General features: G+C 69.6%; 12 protein-coding genes. 3 read left to right on the forward strand and 9 right to left on the reverse strand.

Features of this window, described 5'->3' with window-relative positions; genetic code table 11:
- Positions 1–102: 102 nt before the first annotated feature.
- Positions 103–2,682 carry a murein biosynthesis integral membrane protein MurJ gene (gene murJ / locus ACFZAM_RS02090; RefSeq protein ID WP_391042022.1) on the reverse strand — a complete coding sequence of 860 codons (2,580 nt, stop codon included), beginning with the start codon at positions 2,680–2,682 and terminating at the stop codon, positions 103–105.
- A gap of 26 nt (positions 2,683–2,708) precedes the next feature.
- Positions 2,709–5,066 (reverse strand): DUF6049 family protein, encoded by a 2,358-nt coding sequence (locus tag ACFZAM_RS02095; RefSeq protein ID WP_391042023.1) that lies wholly within the window; start codon positions 5,064–5,066, stop codon positions 2,709–2,711.
- A gap of 307 nt (positions 5,067–5,373) precedes the next feature.
- Between ACFZAM_RS02095 and ACFZAM_RS02100 the strand changes: the two genes are divergently transcribed.
- Complete coding sequence (locus tag ACFZAM_RS02100; RefSeq protein ID WP_391042025.1) at positions 5,374–6,789, forward strand: CCA tRNA nucleotidyltransferase; 1,416 nt, start codon at positions 5,374–5,376, stop codon at positions 6,787–6,789.
- Between the two features lie 153 nt (positions 6,790–6,942).
- Here the strand turns inward: ACFZAM_RS02100 and ACFZAM_RS02105 are convergent, their stop codons facing one another.
- The 4 genes from ACFZAM_RS02105 to ACFZAM_RS02120 form a co-directional block, all read right to left on the reverse strand.
- Complete coding sequence (locus ACFZAM_RS02105; RefSeq protein WP_391042028.1) at positions 6,943–7,800, reverse strand: hypothetical protein; 858 nt, start codon at positions 7,798–7,800, stop codon at positions 6,943–6,945.
- 43 nt (positions 7,801–7,843) lie between these two features.
- Positions 7,844–9,112, reverse strand: coding sequence for an MFS transporter (locus ACFZAM_RS02110; protein ID WP_391042029.1), 1,269 nt, complete (start codon positions 9,110–9,112; stop codon positions 7,844–7,846).
- A 149-nt stretch (positions 9,113–9,261) separates the two neighbouring features.
- The gene (locus ACFZAM_RS02115; protein WP_391042031.1) at positions 9,262–10,344 is read right to left on the reverse strand and encodes an inositol-3-phosphate synthase; all 1,083 of its coding nucleotides are present in this window, start codon (positions 10,342–10,344) and stop codon (positions 9,262–9,264) included.
- A 23-nt stretch (positions 10,345–10,367) separates the two neighbouring features.
- The gene (locus ACFZAM_RS02120) at positions 10,368–11,012 is read right to left on the reverse strand and encodes a PadR family transcriptional regulator (RefSeq protein ID WP_355336653.1); all 645 of its coding nucleotides are present in this window, start codon (positions 11,010–11,012) and stop codon (positions 10,368–10,370) included.
- Between the two features lie 413 nt (positions 11,013–11,425).
- Between ACFZAM_RS02120 and ACFZAM_RS02125 the strand changes: the two genes are divergently transcribed.
- Complete coding sequence (locus tag ACFZAM_RS02125) at positions 11,426–14,200, forward strand: transglycosylase domain-containing protein (RefSeq protein WP_391042033.1); 2,775 nt, start codon at positions 11,426–11,428, stop codon at positions 14,198–14,200.
- Positions 14,201–14,307: 107 nt separating this feature from the next.
- The gene (locus ACFZAM_RS02130) at positions 14,308–15,882 is read left to right on the forward strand and encodes a glycosyltransferase 87 family protein (protein WP_391042035.1); all 1,575 of its coding nucleotides are present in this window, start codon (positions 14,308–14,310) and stop codon (positions 15,880–15,882) included.
- A gap of 39 nt (positions 15,883–15,921) precedes the next feature.
- On the opposite strand, the gene ACFZAM_RS02135 is transcribed toward ACFZAM_RS02130, so the two are convergent.
- The 3 genes from ACFZAM_RS02135 to ACFZAM_RS02145 form a co-directional block, all read right to left on the reverse strand.
- Positions 15,922–16,962, reverse strand: a complete 1,041-nt coding sequence (locus ACFZAM_RS02135; RefSeq protein ID WP_355336651.1) for an alanine racemase — start codon at positions 16,960–16,962, stop codon at positions 15,922–15,924.
- Between the two features lie 81 nt (positions 16,963–17,043).
- Positions 17,044–18,165: a peptidoglycan bridge formation glycyltransferase FemA/FemB family protein gene (locus ACFZAM_RS02140; protein ID WP_355336650.1), complete on the reverse strand. Its 1,122-nt coding sequence runs from the start codon at positions 18,163–18,165 to the stop codon at positions 17,044–17,046.
- 165 nt (positions 18,166–18,330) lie between these two features.
- Positions 18,331–18,639: a hypothetical protein gene (locus ACFZAM_RS02145; protein WP_355336649.1), complete on the reverse strand. Its 309-nt coding sequence runs from the start codon at positions 18,637–18,639 to the stop codon at positions 18,331–18,333.
- Positions 18,640–18,911: the final 272 nt, after the last annotated feature.

The following is an 18,911-nucleotide window of genomic DNA, read 5'->3' on the forward strand; positions in this document are numbered from 1 at the left end:
GCGATCCCACATCGAGCCGATGACAATTGTGCCCACAGTCCGGCTCTATGCACGACACACAGCGAACCGTGATGGTTGCCCGCCGCTTCGCGACGGGTTCGTTCAGCGCCCGAGCCGTCCTCGCACCATGCCGATCATGGCGGTCATCTCCTCGATCCTCATCCGCTTGGCCGCGAAGAGGAAGATTCCGAGCAGCAGGCCGCCGCCCACCACGAGTGCGGCGAGCGAGCCCACGGCGCCGCTGCCCAGCGCCCCGAGCACGGCGTAGACGGCCAGCCCCGCGATCAGCGCGGCGGGCACGCAGGCGCCGGTCAGCCGGGCGTAGGTGCGTACCACCCGCTTGCCGTCCAGGTCGCCGTCGAGCCGCGAGCGCAGCCGCTTGGCGGCCACCCCGACGCCCACGGCGTACGCGAGGCCGTACGCGGCGGCCATGCCGACCACGGCCCAGCGGGCGGGCAGCACCACGAAGCAGATGGCCGCCGCCGCCGCGTTGACCGCGGCCACGATGACCGTGTTGTAGAAGGGCGTGCGCGTGTCCTCGAAGGCGTAGAACCCGCGGAGGATCACGTACTGCACGGAGAAGGGGATCAGTCCGGCGCCGAAGGCCATCAGGATGAATCCGATGTTGCGCGCGGAACCGGTGCCGGTGCTCGCGTAGAGCAGGCTGCACATCGGGACGCCCAGGGCCAGGAAGGCGAAGGCGGCGGGCACGATGGCCACCGCCGAGGTGCGCAGACCGTAGGAGATGTCGTCGCGCACCGCGGAGACGTCGTTGTCCGCCGCGGCCCGCGAGATCCGCGGCAGCACCGCGGCCATCACCGAGACGGTGATGATCGCCTGGGGCATCTGCCAGATCAGCAGCGCGTTGTTGTACGCCGTGATGCCGGTGCCCTGGTTGCCGCTCTTGTCGGCGTTGGCGCCCGCCCAGGTGGCGAGCTGGGTGACGACGATCAGGCCCGCCTGGTTCGCCAGCACGAAGAAGAACGTCCACTTGGCGAGCTTGGCGGCCTTGCCGAGGCCGTGGCCGCGCCAGTCGAAGCGCGGCCGGAACTTGAAGCCCGCGTCCCGCAGGTACGGCAGCATCGCCAGCGACTGCACGGTCAGACCGAGCAGCGTGCCGATGCCGAGCAGCCGCGCGCCCTCGGGAGTGATGGTCGTCGCGTCCATCCGGGTGGTGCTGTAGGCGCCGTACACCCAGATGAACATGCCGAAGCTGAAGATCACCACGATGTTGTTGAGGACCGGCGTCCACATCATCGCGCCGAATTTGCCGCGCGCGTTGAGCACCTGGCCCATCACCACGTGCACGCCCATGAAGAAGATGGTCGGCAGGCAGTAGCGGGCGAAGGTGATGGCGATGTCGTACGTGTCGGGGTTGTCGGCGATCTTCGCGGACATCAGCCGGATCAGCAGCGGGGCCGCGATCACGGTGACGGCCACGATGCCGCCGAGCACCACCATCACGACCGTCAGCAGCCGGTTCGCGTACGCCGTACCGCCGTCGTCGTCGTCCTTCATCGCGCGGACGAGCTGCGGGACGAAGACGGAGTTCAGACCGCCGCCGATGGTGAGGATGTAGATCATCGTCGGCAGCGTGTTGGCGACGGCGTACGAGTCGCCGAGGGTCGCCACGCCGATCGCGGCGGCGATCACCAGGGTGCGGACGAAGCCGGTGAGGCGGGACACCAGGGTGCCCGCGGCCATCAGCGCGCTGGACTTGAGGATGTTGCCCGCGCGCGTGTTGGAGGTGGCCTCCGCCGCGCGCGGCGGCCTGGCGGCCATCGGCGGCGCGGCCGGGATGATCGGGATCTGCCCGGTGGCGTCCAGCGCGGACACCGGCTCGCCGATGTACGAGGGCGTGTACGCGTACTGCACGGGCTGCTGTTGCTGGTTCGGGTACGGCAGATTCGCGTAGCCGTACCGCGGGTCGGCGTACCGCTGGTCCTGGTAGGCGGCCTGCCCGTACGCCGGATTCTCGTACGCGGGCTCGGCGTACCCCGTCTCGGCGTTGTCCGCGGGCGCGGGCGCCTGCCCGTACGCCGCCGGGTAGCCGGGCGGCTGCTGCTGGTGCTGCGGCGGATAGCCGTAGCCCTGCTGCGGCTGCTGCTGCGGGTACGCGTACCCCTGCTGGGGGTGCTGCGGCTGCTGGTACGGGGCGGGACCCGGCTGCTGGTACGGCTGCTGCTGTTGCCTGGGGTCCTGCGGCGGCGCGTACCCCTGCTGCGGCTGCGGGGCCTGCTGCTGGGGGTGCTGGGCCTGGGGTGCCTGCGGGGCCTGTGGCTGTTGCGCAGGCGCGCCGCCGCCGCGCTGGTCGCGGAAGAGGTGATCGAACGCGTCGTACCCCGGGTCCTGCCGGCCCTGACCGCCCTGCTGCCCCTGGGGCGACCCGCCGACCAGGTCGTCCACGCCGACGTACTGGGTCGCGGAGTTGTCGCCGTACGGCATCTGGGGGTACGCCGAAGGCTGCTGCTGCGGATACTCCTGCCCGTACGGCGGCGGCGGGTGCGCGGCGCGGTCGTACAGCGCCTCGCCCACCGGGTCCTGCGCGGTGGGGTCCTGCTGCTGGTACGGGTCGTAGGCGTAGGTGTTCTGCAGATACGGGTCAGGGGGTGAGGGACGCTGCTCGGGCGATGGAGGCATCTGGCCCGCAGAGTCGCGATCACCGTCATACGGCGCGTTCATCAGTGCCCCACCTTATTGTCCGCCGGCTATCCCTCCACCTTCTCACCCGTCGGGGACAGCTCAACGCTTTCCCGACCGGTGTCCTCGGTGTCAGTGCCAGGGTCACCCGGCTGCCCCGGATCACCGTCCTCCTGCCCGCCGCCGTTGTCCCCGTCCTCACCGTCCCCGCCGTCTCCGCCGCTGTCCGCGGCTGCCTGCCGCTTCCGCTGACGGTAGATGCGAACGCCCGCGAGCACCAGAAGGAGCAGACCGGCGGCGATGATCAGCATCACCAGATCGGTGACCTTGGTGATCTTGACGTCGAACTCGACGGCGTTGCTGTTGCGGTAGAGCACGCCCTGCGCGGTGAAGAGCGCCGCGGTGACCCTGACCTTGCCGTTCGCGCTCGCCGACGTCTGGAACTTCAGGGTACGGGTGTGGCCGCCGTCGATCGCGATCGGCTGCTGCGGGTCCTTGATCTCCAGCCGGATGTCGGTGTTCGACGTGAGACGCAGCACAAGGTTGGTGATCGGCTGGTTCAGCTCGTTCTTCACCGTCACCGGAATGGTCCCGCTGCGGCCGGAGAGGGTGAGGGTGGTCTTGGGCAGGATGCGGACCGCGTTGATCAGGTCCTGGAGGTAGCCGCCGATCGAACTGCGGAACTCGGTCGCGTCGGCGGGGTCGCCGCGCCAGCCGGCCGACATGGCGCGCAGCACCGAGTTGCCGAAGGGCACCGTCACCTTGTCCTTGCGGGTGAGGATGGTGACGAAGTCGTTGAGATGGGTCTGCGTCTCGCTGAGCTGCTGGAAGGCGCCCACGGACAGCTCGTGCCTGCGCAGCGCCTTGGGGTACTTCTTCGCCGACGGCACCTTGCGGTTCGCGTCCGGGTCGGCCTTGGCCTTGGCGGCGGTGTCGAAGCCGACCGTGGCGGCCCACGGGCTCGTGCCGACCGTGCCGATCGCCTCGGCCATCGCCTGTGCCTGCGAGACCGTGGGCATGCGCTGCGGGGCGACCAGGATGGTGCGCTGCCTCTCCGGCGCCTGCATGGTGATCATCAGGGTCTGCGCGACGAAGTCCTGCACGGCGAGATCGGCGGGCTCCGCGCGCAGCATGTCGCCCTCGAACGCGGTGGACAGCGAGGCGTCGGCGACCACCGCGGTCACCCCGTGGCCGATCGGTCGGGCCGCGTTGGGCGTGTAGCTGAGCGCATCGCTCTCGCCGACGCTGTCGCTGCGGGCCACGATCCGCTTCGCGCCGCCGGTACGGGCCACCGAGACGATGGCGGGGTCGACGGCCCCGTCCACCGGCCAGGCCACGTCGGAGGTGGCCTGGACGCCGAGGACGGTGTCGAGGGTGCTCACGCCCAGTTCGGACGCGGTCTTGAGGTGGTTGAGGGTGCCGGGCACGCGCAGGCCGTTGTGCGCGACGGAGGCCAGGTCGGTGTCGGCGAACGGCAGCGCGATCACCTGGTCGCCCGCGACAGCGCTCTTGAGCGAGTTCAGCCACGCCTTGGCGACCGCGCCGCCCGTGCCCTCGGTGGTGTGGGTGACGTCGCCGCCGGGGCCGGCGACCCGGTACGGCTTGGTCATGAAGTCGATCGAGGCGAGCAGGTCGGGGTCGATGATCCAGGTCACCGGCAGCGACTTGGCCAGGTCGACCATCACCTGGAGCCGCCCGCCGGGGGACAGCTCCTTGGCGAGGTCGTCGTCGAGGAAGATCGGGCTCTGCTGGGAGTCGGTGTCGCCGCGGGCGGCCACGTGCGGTCGGTCGGTGAGCGGCCACAGGTAGGTGATCTGCGTGGCCTTCGCGGTGGTGGTGTTGGTGTCGTACCAGGGCAGGAAGGTGCGCTTGATGCCCAGGACGTGCTCGCCGGGCTCCGCGGACGTCTCGCCGTCCAGCGCCACGCCGAGCTGGTAGACGCCCGAGGCGTCGAAGCCCAGGGACTTCACCGGGACCTTGAGGGAGAAGGGCTGGCTCTGCCCGGCCGGGATCTTCGGGAGGTCGACCGTGTGGCCGTCGATCTCCGAGCCGTCCAGGTAGCTGGTGTAACCGGTACGGTCCTGGGCGCTCTTCATCGCGCTGAGGGACGTCAGGGGGCCGTCCGGGGCGACCCTGACGCCCATCCGGGCGCCGGTGATCGTCGTCTTGCCGTTGTTGGTCACCGTGCCGGACACGGTGACGGAGCCGTCCTTGGCGGGGACGCGGGGGTCTACCTTGTTCAGCGCCACCGCGGCGGTGCGCGAGCCGCTGCCGACGGCGGCCTGCGCGCCGGGCGCCTGGAGCGTCTGGACGACCTGGAGCAGCCCGGTGAGCAGCGTGCCCGCGGCGATCAGGGCGACCGCCCGCAGCAGACGCGGCGAGCGCGCCGACGGGGGTCTTCCGGGTGCCTGTGCCGCCTCGCCCACGCGTTCGCCCGTCCCTCGTGTCGGATGTCGACGGGCGGGCGACGGTGGTCGTCGGTCCGCGCCCATCTGATGTGCGTGCTGGCATGTTAACGATCGGCGCTGTGCCAAAGTGCTGCGGAGTCCGGGGAAGAGGCCCGATGCGGCCCAGTCGAGATCTGGCCGGGGTCCGGCCGATGCCCCGCCGGGGTCCGCCGAGGTCCGGAACCGGGCGGTATGCCCTCGGGACGCGCGCCATATGCGCCCGCGACGCGGTCCCGCGGGGAAACCCGGCAGCCGTGGGCTCCGCGGACCCGTACCCTTTTACGTTGTGCCGAATGCCAACAATGCCGCTCAGACCCCGCGGGCCCGCCACCAGGTCGCGCCCGTCGCCGAGGAACTCGGCCACCGATTCCGCGACGCCGGATTCCGGCTCGCCCTCGTCGGCGGCTCCGTCCGGGACACCCTGCTGGGCAGGCTCGGCAACGACCTCGACTTCACCACCGACGCCCGCCCCGAGCAGGTGCTGAAGATCCTGCGGTCGTGGGCGGACTCGGTGTGGGAGGTCGGCATCGCCTTCGGCACGGTCGGCGCGATGAAGGACAGCTTCCAGATCGAGGTGACGACGTACCGCTCCGAGGCGTACGACCGGACCTCGCGCAAGCCGGAGGTGTCCTACGGCGACACCATCGAGGACGACCTGGTCCGCCGGGACTTCACCGTGAACGCGATGGCGGTCGCGCTCCCCGAGGGCGACTTCGTCGATCCGTACGGCGGCCTGGACGATCTGGCGGCGCGGCGGCTGCGTACGCCCGGCACCCCGGAGTCGTCGTTCTCCGACGACCCGCTGCGGATGCTGCGGGCCGCCCGCTTCGCCGCGCAGCTCGACTTCGAGGTCGCGCCCAAGGTGGTCGCCGCGATGTCGGCGATGGCCGACCGGATCGGCATCGTCTCCGCCGAGCGGATCAGGGACGAGCTGAACAAGCTGATCCTGTCCGACCACCCGCGCAAGGGGCTGCGGCTGCTGGTCGACACCGGGCTGGCCGATCTGGTGCTGCCCGAGCTGTCCGCGCTGCGCCTGGAGCGCGACGAGCACTTCCGGCACAAGGACGTCTACGAGCACTCGCTGACCGTGCTGGAGCAGGCGATCGACCTGGAGACCGACGGGCCGGACCTCGTCCTGCGGCTGGCCGCGCTGCTGCACGACATCGGCAAGCCGAAGACGCGCCGCTTCGAGACCGACGGCCGGGTCTCCTTCCACCACCACGAGATGGTGGGCGCGAAGCTGACCAAGGCCCGGCTGACCCAGCTCAAGTACCCCAACGATCTGGTGAAGGACGTCTCCCGGCTGGTCGAGCTGCACCTGCGCTTCCACGGATACGGCAGCGGCGAGTGGACCGACTCGGCCGTACGCCGCTACGTCCGCGACGCGGGCCCGCAGCTCTCCCGGCTGCACAAGCTGACCCGTTCGGACTGCACGACCCGCAACAAGCGCAAGGCAGCCGCCCTGTCCCGCACCTACGACGCCCTGGAAGCGCGCATCGCCGAACTCCAGGAGCGCGAGGAGCTGGACGCGATCCGGCCCGACCTCGACGGCAACCAGATCATGTCGATCCTGGGCGTCCCCCCCGGCCCCCTGGTCGGCAAGGCGTACCAGCACATGCTGGAACTCCGGCTGGAGAACGGCCCGATGACCGAGGACGAGGCGATCGCCGCGCTCAAGACGTGGTGGTCCGAGCAGCAGTGAGAACGGCGGCGTGAAACGGCGGAGGGGCGATGTTCCACGTGGAACATCGCCCCTCCGCCGTCTCGCCGAACGCGATGTTCCACGTGGAACATCGGCGTCAGCTCAAAGGCATCGGCATGGCGCCATCAGCTCAAGGACGTCAGCTCAAGGACGTCAGCCCACGCGCGTCAGGCAGAGCGCGTAGTCGCCGCCGCGCCCCGAGTGGTCGTACTCGGCGTCGCCGTTGGAGCAGGCGTCTCTGTAGTGCTTGCCGCCGTGCCGCTCCACGACGCGGTACGCGGCCGAGCCCGACGTGCAGTCGACGACCTTCAGGGTCGGGTCCGAGTCGGAGCCGCTCTTGCTGACGCAGTCACCGGCGGACGCCGAATTCGCGTCGTTGCCGCCCATCGCGACTCCCGCGACGATGAGGGCGAGCACCAGCAGCGGCGCCAGCATGACGTACGCGCCGCCGCGCAGGAAGATCGGCTTGCCCGGGTTCATGGGCGGTCCGAAGCCGCCGCTGGGCGCGGGCAGCTTGTTGAACTTGCCGCGCGGCCCGAGGTTGATGAGCACCGTGATCGGCGTGATGACGAACGAGGCGATGCTCCACCAGCCCTGCCACAGCGTCTTGGTGGTCATCTCCCGGTGCGTGGCTATCCCGCAGGTGCGGCAGTAGTTCGCCCGTCGCTTCAGGAAGCGCATGATGATCAGGAAGCCCTGGTGGCCGCGGACGGTGGCCTGCACGGCCGGGAAGCCCCCGCAGAAGGTGCACGCCGGGCCGCCGTCCGGCGCCGTCTGCGGCCCGGTCTGCGGGTAGCCGAACGGCTGCTGCCCCTGGCCCTGCGGCGGCCCGTACGGGTTCTGGCCCGGCTGGCCCTGCCCGTACGGATTCTGCCCGTACGGATTCTGGCCGTAGGGGTTCTGGCCGTACGGGTTCTGTCCCTGCTGCGGAGGCGCGGGCGGAGGCGGTGCTGTCTGCTGTGCGTACGGCTGGCCGTAGGGATTGCGGCCAGGAGGTGGCGGAGTAGCCACGGTTTCCCCCATGTGTGGTGTGCGTCCCGGCGCGACGCCGGGGTCAGGAGCGGAGTCGGGTCATCGTGGCGGCCACCCCGGCGTAGAGCAGGGCGAGGACGGTGATCAGCGCTGGGGAACGGCCGTCGGGCGGCAGCATCAGGGCGGAGACCGCCGCGGCGCCTACGAAGGCGACGTTGAAGGCGACATCGTAGAGGGAGAAGACGCGCCCGCGGTAGGAGTCCTGGACGTCGGTCTGCACCACGGTGTCGGTGGCGATCTTCGCGCCCTGCATGGTGAAGCCCAGCACGAAGGCCGCGACCATCATCGGTCCGACGGCGAACGGGAGCGCCAGCGGGAGCAGCAGCACGGCGGACGCGGCGGCGCACACGGTGATCCAGCCGCCGGTGCCGAAGCGGCCGGTGGCCCACGGGGTGAAGACCGCCGCGGTGAAGAATCCGGCCGCGGACAGGCCGACCGCCAGGCCGAGCAGGGCGAGACCGGCGTCGGTGTCCGAGGGGTCGGACCAGGTGTAGCGGCTGAGCATCAGCAAGGTGACGGTCAGGGCGCCGTAGCAGAAGCGCATCGCCGTCACCGCGCCCATCGCCCGTCGCGCCGCGGGCCGTTGGCGCAGATGCCGCCACCCGTCGGCCAGGCCCTGCGCGGTGCCCGCGAGCGCCGTGCGCAGCCGCTGCCGTACCTCGGAGGGATCGGGCCCGAGCCGGTCGCGGCCCAGCGTCAGCGCGGACAGCCCCGCCACCAGATAGACGCCCGCGCCGAGCAGCACGGTCGCCGCGTTGGCCCCGGCGCCCTCGGGCAGGAAGAGGTGCACGACGAAGGCGACGCCGCCGCCCGCGGTCGCCGCGAGCGTCCCGGCCGTCGGGGACAGGGAGTTGGCGATCACCAGCCGCTCGGCGTCCACGACCCGCGGCAGCGCGGCGGACAGCCCCGCGAGCACGAAGCGGTTGACGGCGGTGACCGACAGGGCGGAGAGATAGAACAGCCAGTCCGGCACGTGCAGCAGGATCAGCGCGGCCGTCCCGCAGGACAGCACCGCCCGCAGCAGATTGCAGGAGAGCAGCACCTGCCTGCGCCGCCAGCGGTCGAGCAGCACGCCGGTGAACGGGCCGAGCAGCGAGTACGGCAGCAGCAGTACGGCCATGGCGGAGGCGATGGCGCCGGGCGAGGTCTGTTTCTCGGGCGAGAAGACGACATAGGCGGCCAGCGCGACCTGGAAGACGCCGTCGGAGAATTGGGACAGCAGGCGCACCGCGAGCAGCCGCCGGAAGCCCGACAGCCGCAGCAGCACGCGAAGATCGCGCACAACAGCCATGGTCACAGCCTCACATGACGCGGAAGGCCCCGGGCACGCGACCCGGGGCCTTTCCTTGGTACTGCGGTGGTGCCGTCCTGCGGCGGTGCGGTCCTGCGGTGACGCTGTGGCACCGTGCCACCGGACGCGGCGTTGTCCGGCTCAGCCGGTCAGCGCTCGACCTCGCCGCGGATGAACTTCTCCACGTTGTCGCGGGCCTCGTCGTCGAAGTACTGCACCGGCGGGGACTTCATGAAGTACGAGGACGCCGACAGGATCGGGCCGCCGATACCGCGGTCCTTGGCGATCTTCGCCGCGCGCAGCGCGTCGATGATGACACCGGCGGAGTTCGGGGAGTCCCAGACCTCCAGCTTGTACTCCAGGTTCAGCGGGACGTCGCCGAAGGCGCGGCCCTCGAGGCGGACGTACGCCCACTTGCGGTCGTCCAGCCACTGCACGTAGTCCGACGGGCCGATGTGGACGTTCTTGGCGCCCAGCTCACGGTCCACGATCTGCGAGGTGACGGCCTGCGTCTTGGAGATCTTCTTGGACTCCAGGCGCTCGCGCTCGAGCATGTTCTTGAAGTCCATGTTGCCGCCCACGTTGAGCTGCATGGTGCGCTCCAGCAGGACACCGCGGTCCTCGAAGAGCTTCGCCATCACGCGGTGCGTGATGGTGGCGCCCACCTGGGACTTGATGTCGTCACCGACGATCGGCACACCGGCCTCGGTGAACTTGTCCGCCCACTCCTTGGTGCCGGCGATGAAGACCGGGAGGGCGTTGACGAAGGCGACCTTCGCGTCGATGGCGCACTGCGCGTAGTACTTGGCCGCGACCTCGGAGCCGACGGGCAGGTAGCAGACGAGGACGTCGACCTGGCGGTCCTTGAGGACCTGGACGATGTCGACCGGGGCCTCGGTGGACTCCTCGATCGTCTCCCGGTAGTACTTGCCGAGACCGTCGTTGGTGTGGCCGCGCTGGACGGTCACACCGCTCTGCGGGACGTCGCAGATCTTGATCGTGTTGTTCTCGCTGGCCCCGATGGCGTCCGCGAGGTCGAGGCCGACCTTCTTCGCGTCGACATCGAAGGCGGCCACGAACTCGACGTCACGTACGTGGTAGTCGCCGAACTGCACGTGCATGAGACCAGGCACCTTGCTGTCCGGGTCGGCGTCCTTGTAGTACTCGACACCCTGCACCAGCGACGCGGCGCAGTTGCCTACGCCAACGATGGCTACGCGAACCGAACCCATACCGGTTGCTCCCTGTGTAATCGTCACGCGGTTCCCCGGTTTTCGGGTCGGCCGCCGTTCTCTTGGTTGTTGTCGTGTGTGTCCTGCTCGGAGTCCGGGCGCGTGGTGCTGCGTCCGGCCCGCTCGGTCTCGATCAGCTCATTGAGCCAGCGGACCTCGCGCTCCACCGATTCCATGCCGTGCCGCTGCAGCTCGAGCGTGTAGTCGTCGAGCCGTTCGCGGGTGCGCACGAGTGAGGCGCGCATCTTCTCCAGCCGTTCCTCGAGGCGGCTGCGCCGCCCCTCGAGGACCCGCATCCTGACGTCCTTCGACGTCTGCCCGAAGAAGGCGAAGCGAGCGGCGAAGTGCTCGTCCTCCCAGGCGTCCGGGCCGGAGTGGGCGAGCAGCTCCTCGAAGTGCTCCTTGCCCGCGGCCGTCAGCCGGTAGACGATCTTCGCCCGGCGGCCGGCGAGGGGTGTCGCGGGCGGATCGCTGTCCACCACCGACTCCTCGATCAGCCACCCCTGAGTGACCAGCGTCTTCAGGCAGGGATAAAGACTGCCGTAGCTGAAGGCGCGGAACACCCCGAGCGAGGTGTTGAGCCGCTTGCGCAGCTCGTAGCCGTGCATAGGGGACTCGCGCAGCAGACCGAGAACCGCGAATTCGAGGATTCCGGAGCGCTTGCTCAATCCCTCGTCCCCTCGTTCCGGCCGGTCGCCGCTGTCCCGTACTGTGTGCCGACCCGATGCCTCCGCACGATGCATCGGAGCGATGTGTCGGTGCGATGTATCGAGTCGATACATCGGGACGATAGAACGGTTCGACACATCATGCAAGGCGGTCCGCGGTGACCGCCGTCACAGCGGGTGTCACAACATGAAACCTGTGAGGCGTCAACCGTCCGTTATGTGATGAACGCTCGCATCGTGCGTCTTTTGACCGTGCGTACTCTGTTCGCCATGCAGAGCACCGGGAACCCTGGGACGTCGGCGTGCGTCTTGGTCCTGGGTGCAGTGCGGCCTGACACAGCCGCACTCAGGGGGACAGACCGGAATGTCATCGATGCCTGCAGGCGATCCCGCCTGTCGAGGAGTAGCTGTTCATGAGCGAGCACCGTCGCAAGCCGCCGCAGTCGCCCTCCGGCGGCCGTGCTGCCGCCAGGCGCGGGGGACAGCAGCCGACGCCCCCTGCGTCAGGCGGCCGACGCGCGGCCGGCGGCCCCCCCGCCGGTTCCCCTAGCGGTATGCCCAGTGGCGGTACGCCGCCCGGCGGTACCCCGGGCGCCGTACCCGGCCGTCCCCCCGGCCCTCCCGGCGGCGTGCCCAGCGGTTCCCCTTCCGGCACCGGCGGCCCCGGTGTCCCCTATGAAGGACGCGCCGCGGCCCGCCGCGCCGCCCAGGGACGCGGCGGTGGCGGCAACGGCAACGGCGGCGGTCGCCGCAGAGGCACCGGCGGCCCCGGTGAACCCGGCGGCCCCGCGGGCCGGGGAGGCCGCAGGCCCGCCAAGAAGCGCTTCATCGACTACCCGCGCTTCGGCAAGCAGGGCTGGCGGCACTGGGTGCCCTCCTGGCGCCAGGTCACCGCGCTGTGCATCGGCTTCGTCGGCACCCTGGTCGGCATCGCGGGCATCGCGTACGCCATGGTCGACATCCCCGACGAGAACAAGGCGGCCGTCGCCCAGAACAACGTCTACTACTGGGCCGACGGCACCCGCATGGTCGCCACCGGCGGTGACTTCAACCGGCAGAACATCACGTACGACCAGATCCCCAAGGCCATGCGCTACGCGGTGATCTCGGCCGAGAACAAGACCTTCGAGACCGACTCCGGTGTAGACCCGATGGGCATCACCCGCGCGCTGTTCAACATGGCCAAGGGCGGCGAGACGCAGGGCGGCTCGACCATCACCCAGCAGTACGTGAAGAACTCGATGCTCGACCAGTCGCAGACGGTCAGCCGGAAGTTCAAAGAGCTGTTCATCTCCATAAAGGTCGGCGCGAAGGTCGGCAAGAACGACATCATCACCGGCTACCTGAACACCTCGTACTTCGGCCGCGGCGCCTACGGTCTCCAGGCCGCCGCGCAGACGTACTACGGCGTGGACGCGGTCAAGCTCGACCCCAGCCAGTGCGCCTTCCTGGCGGCGTTGCTCAAGGGCCCGACGTACTACGACCCGATAGGCGCCACCAACATCGACACGTCGGCCACCGCCGAGGCCAACACCAAGCGCTCCACGCAGCGCTGGGCCTGGATCCTCGACCAGGAGGTCAAGTACGGCCACATGACGGCGACCGAGCGCGCCAAGTACACCAAGTACCCGATGCCCCAGGGGCTGAAGGTGCAGGCGGGCATGAGCGGTCAGATCAGCTACCTGGTCGACACGGTGAACAACTACGTCACCACGCACTCCTCGCCGAAGATCACCCAGAAGGACCTTGACCTGGGCGGATACCAGATCTACACGACCTTCGACAAGGCCAAGGTCAACGCCCTGAAGAAGTCCGTCGAGGCGGTCCGCAAGGCGAACATCAAGCCCGGCGGCTCGCACAAGTACCTGGGCGACGACCCCGACTACAAGGGCACGGACGCGGACAGCAACGTGCAGTTCGGCGCCGCCTCCGTGGTGCCGGGCGACGGCAAGATCGTGGCCATCTACGGCGGCGAGGGCTACGAGCACAACGAGTTCAACAACAACGCCAACACCGCCGGTGTGCCGGTCGGCTCGACCTTCAAGCCGTTCGTGCTCTCGGCGGCCATGATGTACGGCACCAACCACAGCGACGGCAAGCCCATCACGCCGGACAGCAAGTACAACGCCAACGACCTGCTGGTGATCAAGGACCACGACGGCAATGTGGTCCTCGACAAGGAGAACAAGCCGTTCCGGCAGAAGAACGAGGACTCGATCAAGCACGGCTACGTCACGCTGACCAAGGCCATGCAGAACTCGATCAACACCCCGTTCGTCCAGCTCGGCGAGGACGTCGGCCTGCCCAAGGTCAAGGCGACGGCGGAGAGCGTGGGCCTGCTCGACGAGAGCATGGCCACCATGGTGCCGTCGTTCTCGATCGGTACGTCCACGCCCAGCGCGATCCGGATGGCCGACGCGTACGCCACCTTCGCCAAATCCGGCGTGCAGGTGGACCCGTACTCGGTCACCAAGGTGATCCACAACGGTGACCAGATCAACGGCTTCTCGCGGCCCAAGCCCAAGCAGGCGCTGCCGGACAACATCGCCAACAACGTCACCAAGGTTCTCCAGAACGTGGTCGAGAACGGCACCGGCACCAAGGCCAAGGCCCTGGGCCGTACCGCGGCGGGCAAGACCGGTACCACCGACAGCCCCGGCGGCACCCGGTCCGCGTGGTTCGTCGGCTACACCCAGCAGCTCTCCACGTCCGTGGTGATGTTCCGCCAGGACACCAAGGCCAAGAAGCTGCTGCCGATGTCCGGCACCGGCGGCAACTCCTCCATCCACGGTGGTGACCTGCCGGCCACCATCTGGACCGACTACATGAAGGCCGCCCTCGGCAACTCCGAGGACCCCGGCTTCCCGGACGCCAGCAAGATCGGCGAACCGCAGAACGAGCCCGGCGCCCCGTCGCCGACGCCGTCCATGACGACGCCGCCGCCGAGCCCGACCGACACCGCGACCACCCCGCCGCCCACCACGACGACGCCGCCGACCACCCCGCCGACGACGCCGCCCACCACGCCGCCCACCACGCCGAGCGGCCCGTGCCTGCCGTGGGACCAGACCTGCAACACGCCGACGCCGAGCGACACCCCGACCACGTCGGGCAGCACCGGAGGACCGGGCGGCGGCGGAGGCAACAGCGGCGGAACATCCACCCGCAAACCCGGCGACGGAGGATGACGGACGGCGGCTGACGGGGGACGGCGACCGTCGCTGACAGCAGACAGCGACGGTTGGTGTCCCCGGGGACTCTCGCTCACACAGACCGGTACGGCAGGATGTTCGCCATGACGAGCGTGCGCGACCGCGAAGAGGCCGACCGGCGAGAGCTCCCCGTGCGACCCTCCGACGAGGACCCGGTCGCCGCGGCCGGCAGTGAGTTCCTGGGCGGGCCCACCGGACGGTGGGCCCGCTCCGGCGGTTACCGCTGGTGGAACCCGGTCCGCGTGATGGTGCTCGTCGTCATCGGAATGTTCGCCCTCGGCATGGCGCAGAAAGCGTCCTGCTACTCCGGCGGCTGGTTCCAGGGCGGCTCCCCGCAGTACATCCACGCCTGCTACTCCGACATCCCGCACCTGTACTCGCAGCGCGGCTTCGCCACCGACCTGGTCCCGTACTTCGACCGCATCCCGGACTCGGTCTCCGGCAGCGGCTTCCACTACCTCGAGTACCCGGTGCTCACCGGCCTGTTCATGGAGGTCGCCTCCTGGCTGACCCCGCACGGCGGCGACCTCCAGCACCGCGCGCAGATCTACTGGATCGTGAACTCCGCGATGCTGATGATCTGCGCGGTCGTCCTCGTCACGTGCGTGGCGCGCACCCAGCGGCGGCGCCCCTGGGACGGCCTGCTCATCGCCCTGTCCCCCGCGCTCGCGCTCACCGCGACCATCAACTGGGACCTGTTCGCCGTCGCCCTGACCGCCGTCGGCATGCTGCTGTGGGCCCGCAGCCGACCGCTGGCCGCGGGCATCCTGATCGGCCTGGCCACCGCGGCCAAGCTCTACCCCGTCCTGCTGCTGCTCGCGCTGTTCCTGCTGTGCCTGCGCGCCGGGCGGCTACGGGCCTTCGGCACGGCGCTCGGCGGCGCCGTCCTGTCCTGGCTGGTGGTCAACGGCCCGGTGATCCTGCTCGCCCGGCACGGCTGGTCGGAGTTCTACAACTTCAGCCGCACCCGCGGCGTCGACTACGGCTCGCTGTGGCTGATCGTCATGCAGCGCACCGGCAACCCGCTGACCGGCGTGAGCGCGTACGTGGCCGCCCTGATGCTGCTGCTGTGCGCCGGGATCGCCGCCCTCGCGCTGTACGCCCCGCGCCGCCCGCGCTTCGCACAGCTCGCCTTCCTGCTGGTGGCCGCGCTGGTGATCAGCAACAAGGTCTACTCGCCGCAGTACGTGCTGTGGCTGCTCCCGCTCGCCGTGCTCGCCCGCCCGCGCTGGCGCGACCTGCTGATCTGGCAGGGCGCCGAGGTGCTGTACTTCATCGGCATCTGGATGCAGCTCGCGTACGTCACCGGCGGCACCAAGCACCACGGTCTGTCCGCCGACGGCTACCACCTCGCCATCGCCGTGCACCTGCTCGGCACGCTCTACCTGTGCGGCATGGTCATCCGCGACATCCTCCTGCCGCAGCACGACGTACTGCGGCAGGACGGCGACGACGACCCCTCGGGCGGAATCCTGGACGGCGCGGAGGACGTGTTCGTGCTCGGCGCCGTCCACCACGAGCCGCGGCACGCGGCGCCCTTCGCCGGACAGCGGGTCGAGTGGGGCACCACGATGCCGACGGACTCCGCGCCCACGACACCTTCGCCCACGACAACTTCGCCCACGACGCCTTCGCCCGCGGTGGACGAGAAGGATTAGACGACTGGAGAAGAAGCAGAGAAGGGCGCGACAGGCGTCCTACGACGGGTGGCGGTCCACGACCCGGTCGAACTGGGTCGTGGTGTGCCGCAGGTGCGCCACCAGCTCGTCGCCCACCGCGGGCGGCGCCACGTCACCCGGCAGGAACAGGATCGACACCTGCATGTGCGGCGGCTCCGCGAACCAGCGCTGCTTGCCCGCCCACACGAACGGCGACAGATTGCGGTTGACGGTCGCCAGGCCCGCCCGCGCGACCCCCTTGGCCCGCGGCATCAGACCGTGCAGCGCCTTCGGCGCCTCCAGGCCCACACCGTGCGAGGTGCCGCCCGCCACGACCACCAGATGGCCGTCGGCGGCCGACTTCTCCTGCCGGTAGCCGTACCGGTCGCCCTTGACGATCCGCGTGACGTCGAGCACCGCGCCGCGGTACTCCGTCGCGTCGTGGTCGCCGAGCCACATCAGGGTGCCGATCCGCGCCCGGAACCTGGTCTGCGGGAACTGCTGCCTGAGCTGCGCCAGTTCGGTCGCCTTGAGGTGGCTGACGAACATCGTGTGCAGCGGCAGCCGGGCCGCCCGCAGCCGCTCCATCCAGGCGAAGACCTCCTCGACCGCGTCCGTACCGTCGGTGCGGTCCAGCGGCAGGTGGATCGCGAAACCCTCCAGGCGTACGTCGTCTATCGCCGTGTGCAGCTTGACCAGGTCGTCCTCGGCCACGCCGTGCCGGCGCATGCTGCTCATCACCTCGATGACCACCCGCGCGCCGACCAGACCGCGCACACCCTCCACCGAGGACACCGAGCGGATCGCCCGGTCCGGCAGCGGCACCGGCTCCTCGCCCAGCCGGTACGGGGTCAGCACCAGCAGGTCGCCGCTGAAGTAGTCCTTGATCCGGGCGGCCTCGTACGTCGTGCCGACGGCGAGCATGTCGGCGCGCAGCCGGGTCGCCTCGTCGGCGAGGCGCTCATGGCCGAAGCCGTACCCGTTCCCCTTGCATACCGGCACGATGCCGGGGAACTGGTCCACCACGGACTGGTGGTGTGCACGCCAGCGTGCGGTGTCGACGTACAGGGTGAGGGCCATGGCCTGGTCGGGACCTTTCCTTGAGCGAGCCTTCGGCGGGCCGCGCGCGGGCCTTGTCGTGGCCCATGCGCGGGCCCGGGGTCAGCGACGCGACATGTAGATGTCGAGCGCCTTGTGGAGCAGCTTGTTGAGCGGGAAATCCCACTCGCCCAAGTATTCGGCAGCCTGCCCGCCCGTGCCCACCTTGAACTGAATCAGACCGAACAAATGGTCGTTCTCGTCCAGGGAATCGCTGATTCCGCGCAGATCGTAGACGCTGGCGCCCATCGCGTACGCGTCCCGCAGCATCCGCCACTGCATCGCGTTGGACGGCCGCACCTCACGCTTGTGGTTCGCCGAGGCGCCGTAGGAGTACCAGACGTGCCGGCCGACGGTCAGCATCGTCGCCGCGGCGACCGCCTCGCCCTCGTGCACCGCCAGGTAGAGCCGCATGCGGTTGGGGTCCTCGGCGTTCAGCGAGGTCCACATCCGCTGGAAGTACGACAGCGGGCGCGGCCTGAAGTGGTCGCGCTCGGCCGTCACCTCGTAGAGCTTCTGCCAGGTCGGCAGGTCGTCGTAGCCGGCCTGGACCACCTCGACACCGGCCTTCTCGGCCTTCTTGATGTTGCGCCGCCAGAGCTGGTTGAAGCCCTTGAGGATGTCGTCCAGCGAACGGTTCTCCAGCGGGACCTGGTACACGTAGCGCGGCTGTACGTCGCCGAAGCCCGCGCCGCCGTCCTCGCCCTGCTGCCAGCCCATCCGGCGCAGCTTGTCCGCGACCTCGAAGGCGCGCGGTTCGATGAAGTCGGCCTCCACGTCGCGCAGCCGCTTGACGTCCTGGTCGGCGATGCCGGTCTTGATGGTGTTCGCCTCCCACCGGCGGATGATCACCGGCGGGCCCATCTTCACGGTGAAGGCGCCCTGCTGCTTGAGGTGGGCGAGCATCGGCTTCAGCCACTCGTCCAGGTTGGGCGCGTACCAGTTGATGACCGGGCCCTCGGGCAGATACGCCAGGTACCGCTTGACCTTCGGGATCTGCCGGTAGAGCACCAGACCGGCGCCGACGATCTGGCCGGTCCTGTCGTCGATCCAGCCGAGATTCTCCGACCGCCACTCCGACTTCACATCAGCCCATGCCGGGACCTGGCAGTGGCTTGCCGAGGGCAGGCTCTGGATGTACGCCAGATGCTGCTCGCGGCTGATGGTCCTCAGGGTCAGGCTCATGCGGGGCGCTCCCCAAACTCACGACGAACTTCACGACTGCGGGCTGGAATGCTCACTACTTGCTTGTGGTGGGTTTCCGGTGCTGTTTTCTGGCCCGAAGCCTACTGCGCGGGGGAAGCGCCCTCGCTACTGCTCGCCGGTGCTGTCGGCGACTGCCGGCCGCCGCTACCAGAGCCCGCCGAACAGGCCGCCGTGCGCGACACCGATGTAGAAGCCGACCGCCGCCATGCCGAGGCCGATGACGAGAGCGAACCGCTCCGCCGTGGTCGCCGAGATGAACTGGCCGTAGCCGCCGGTGAGGATGCCGACCAGACCGGTCCAGGAACTGAGCAGATGCAGGCTGTTGAAGGCCGAGGAGATGATCGCGATCGCGCCGAGGACGACGGTCACCGCGACCAGCGTGTTCTCCAGCGGGTGCGGTCGGCCGTCGGTGTTGAAGGTGAGGTGGTGGGTCCGTTCCGCGTGCTGTGCCATGGGGCACCTCCGTGACGGAGTAGATGTGTCCAGATTGGGGGCAAAAGGGGGCGGATTTCAACCCGGGGGACCTGTGCGGGTAGTCTGTACGGTCTGCACCGGTGTCTGTGCGTGGGCCGGGCCTCGCCCGACTCGGCGGAACGCTCCTCGGACCGATCCGCCGCTCGACTGTCTGTCACTCGACTGTCAGTGCCCCGCGCTACCGTTGCGACGCAGATACAAACCCTCCTGCCACGGAAACGCCGTGGCCGCCTGAGTCCAAAGGAGGTGGG

The organism is Streptomyces sp. NPDC008079 (assembly GCF_042957385.1).
GTDB lineage: Bacteria > Actinomycetota > Actinomycetes > Streptomycetales > Streptomycetaceae > Actinacidiphila.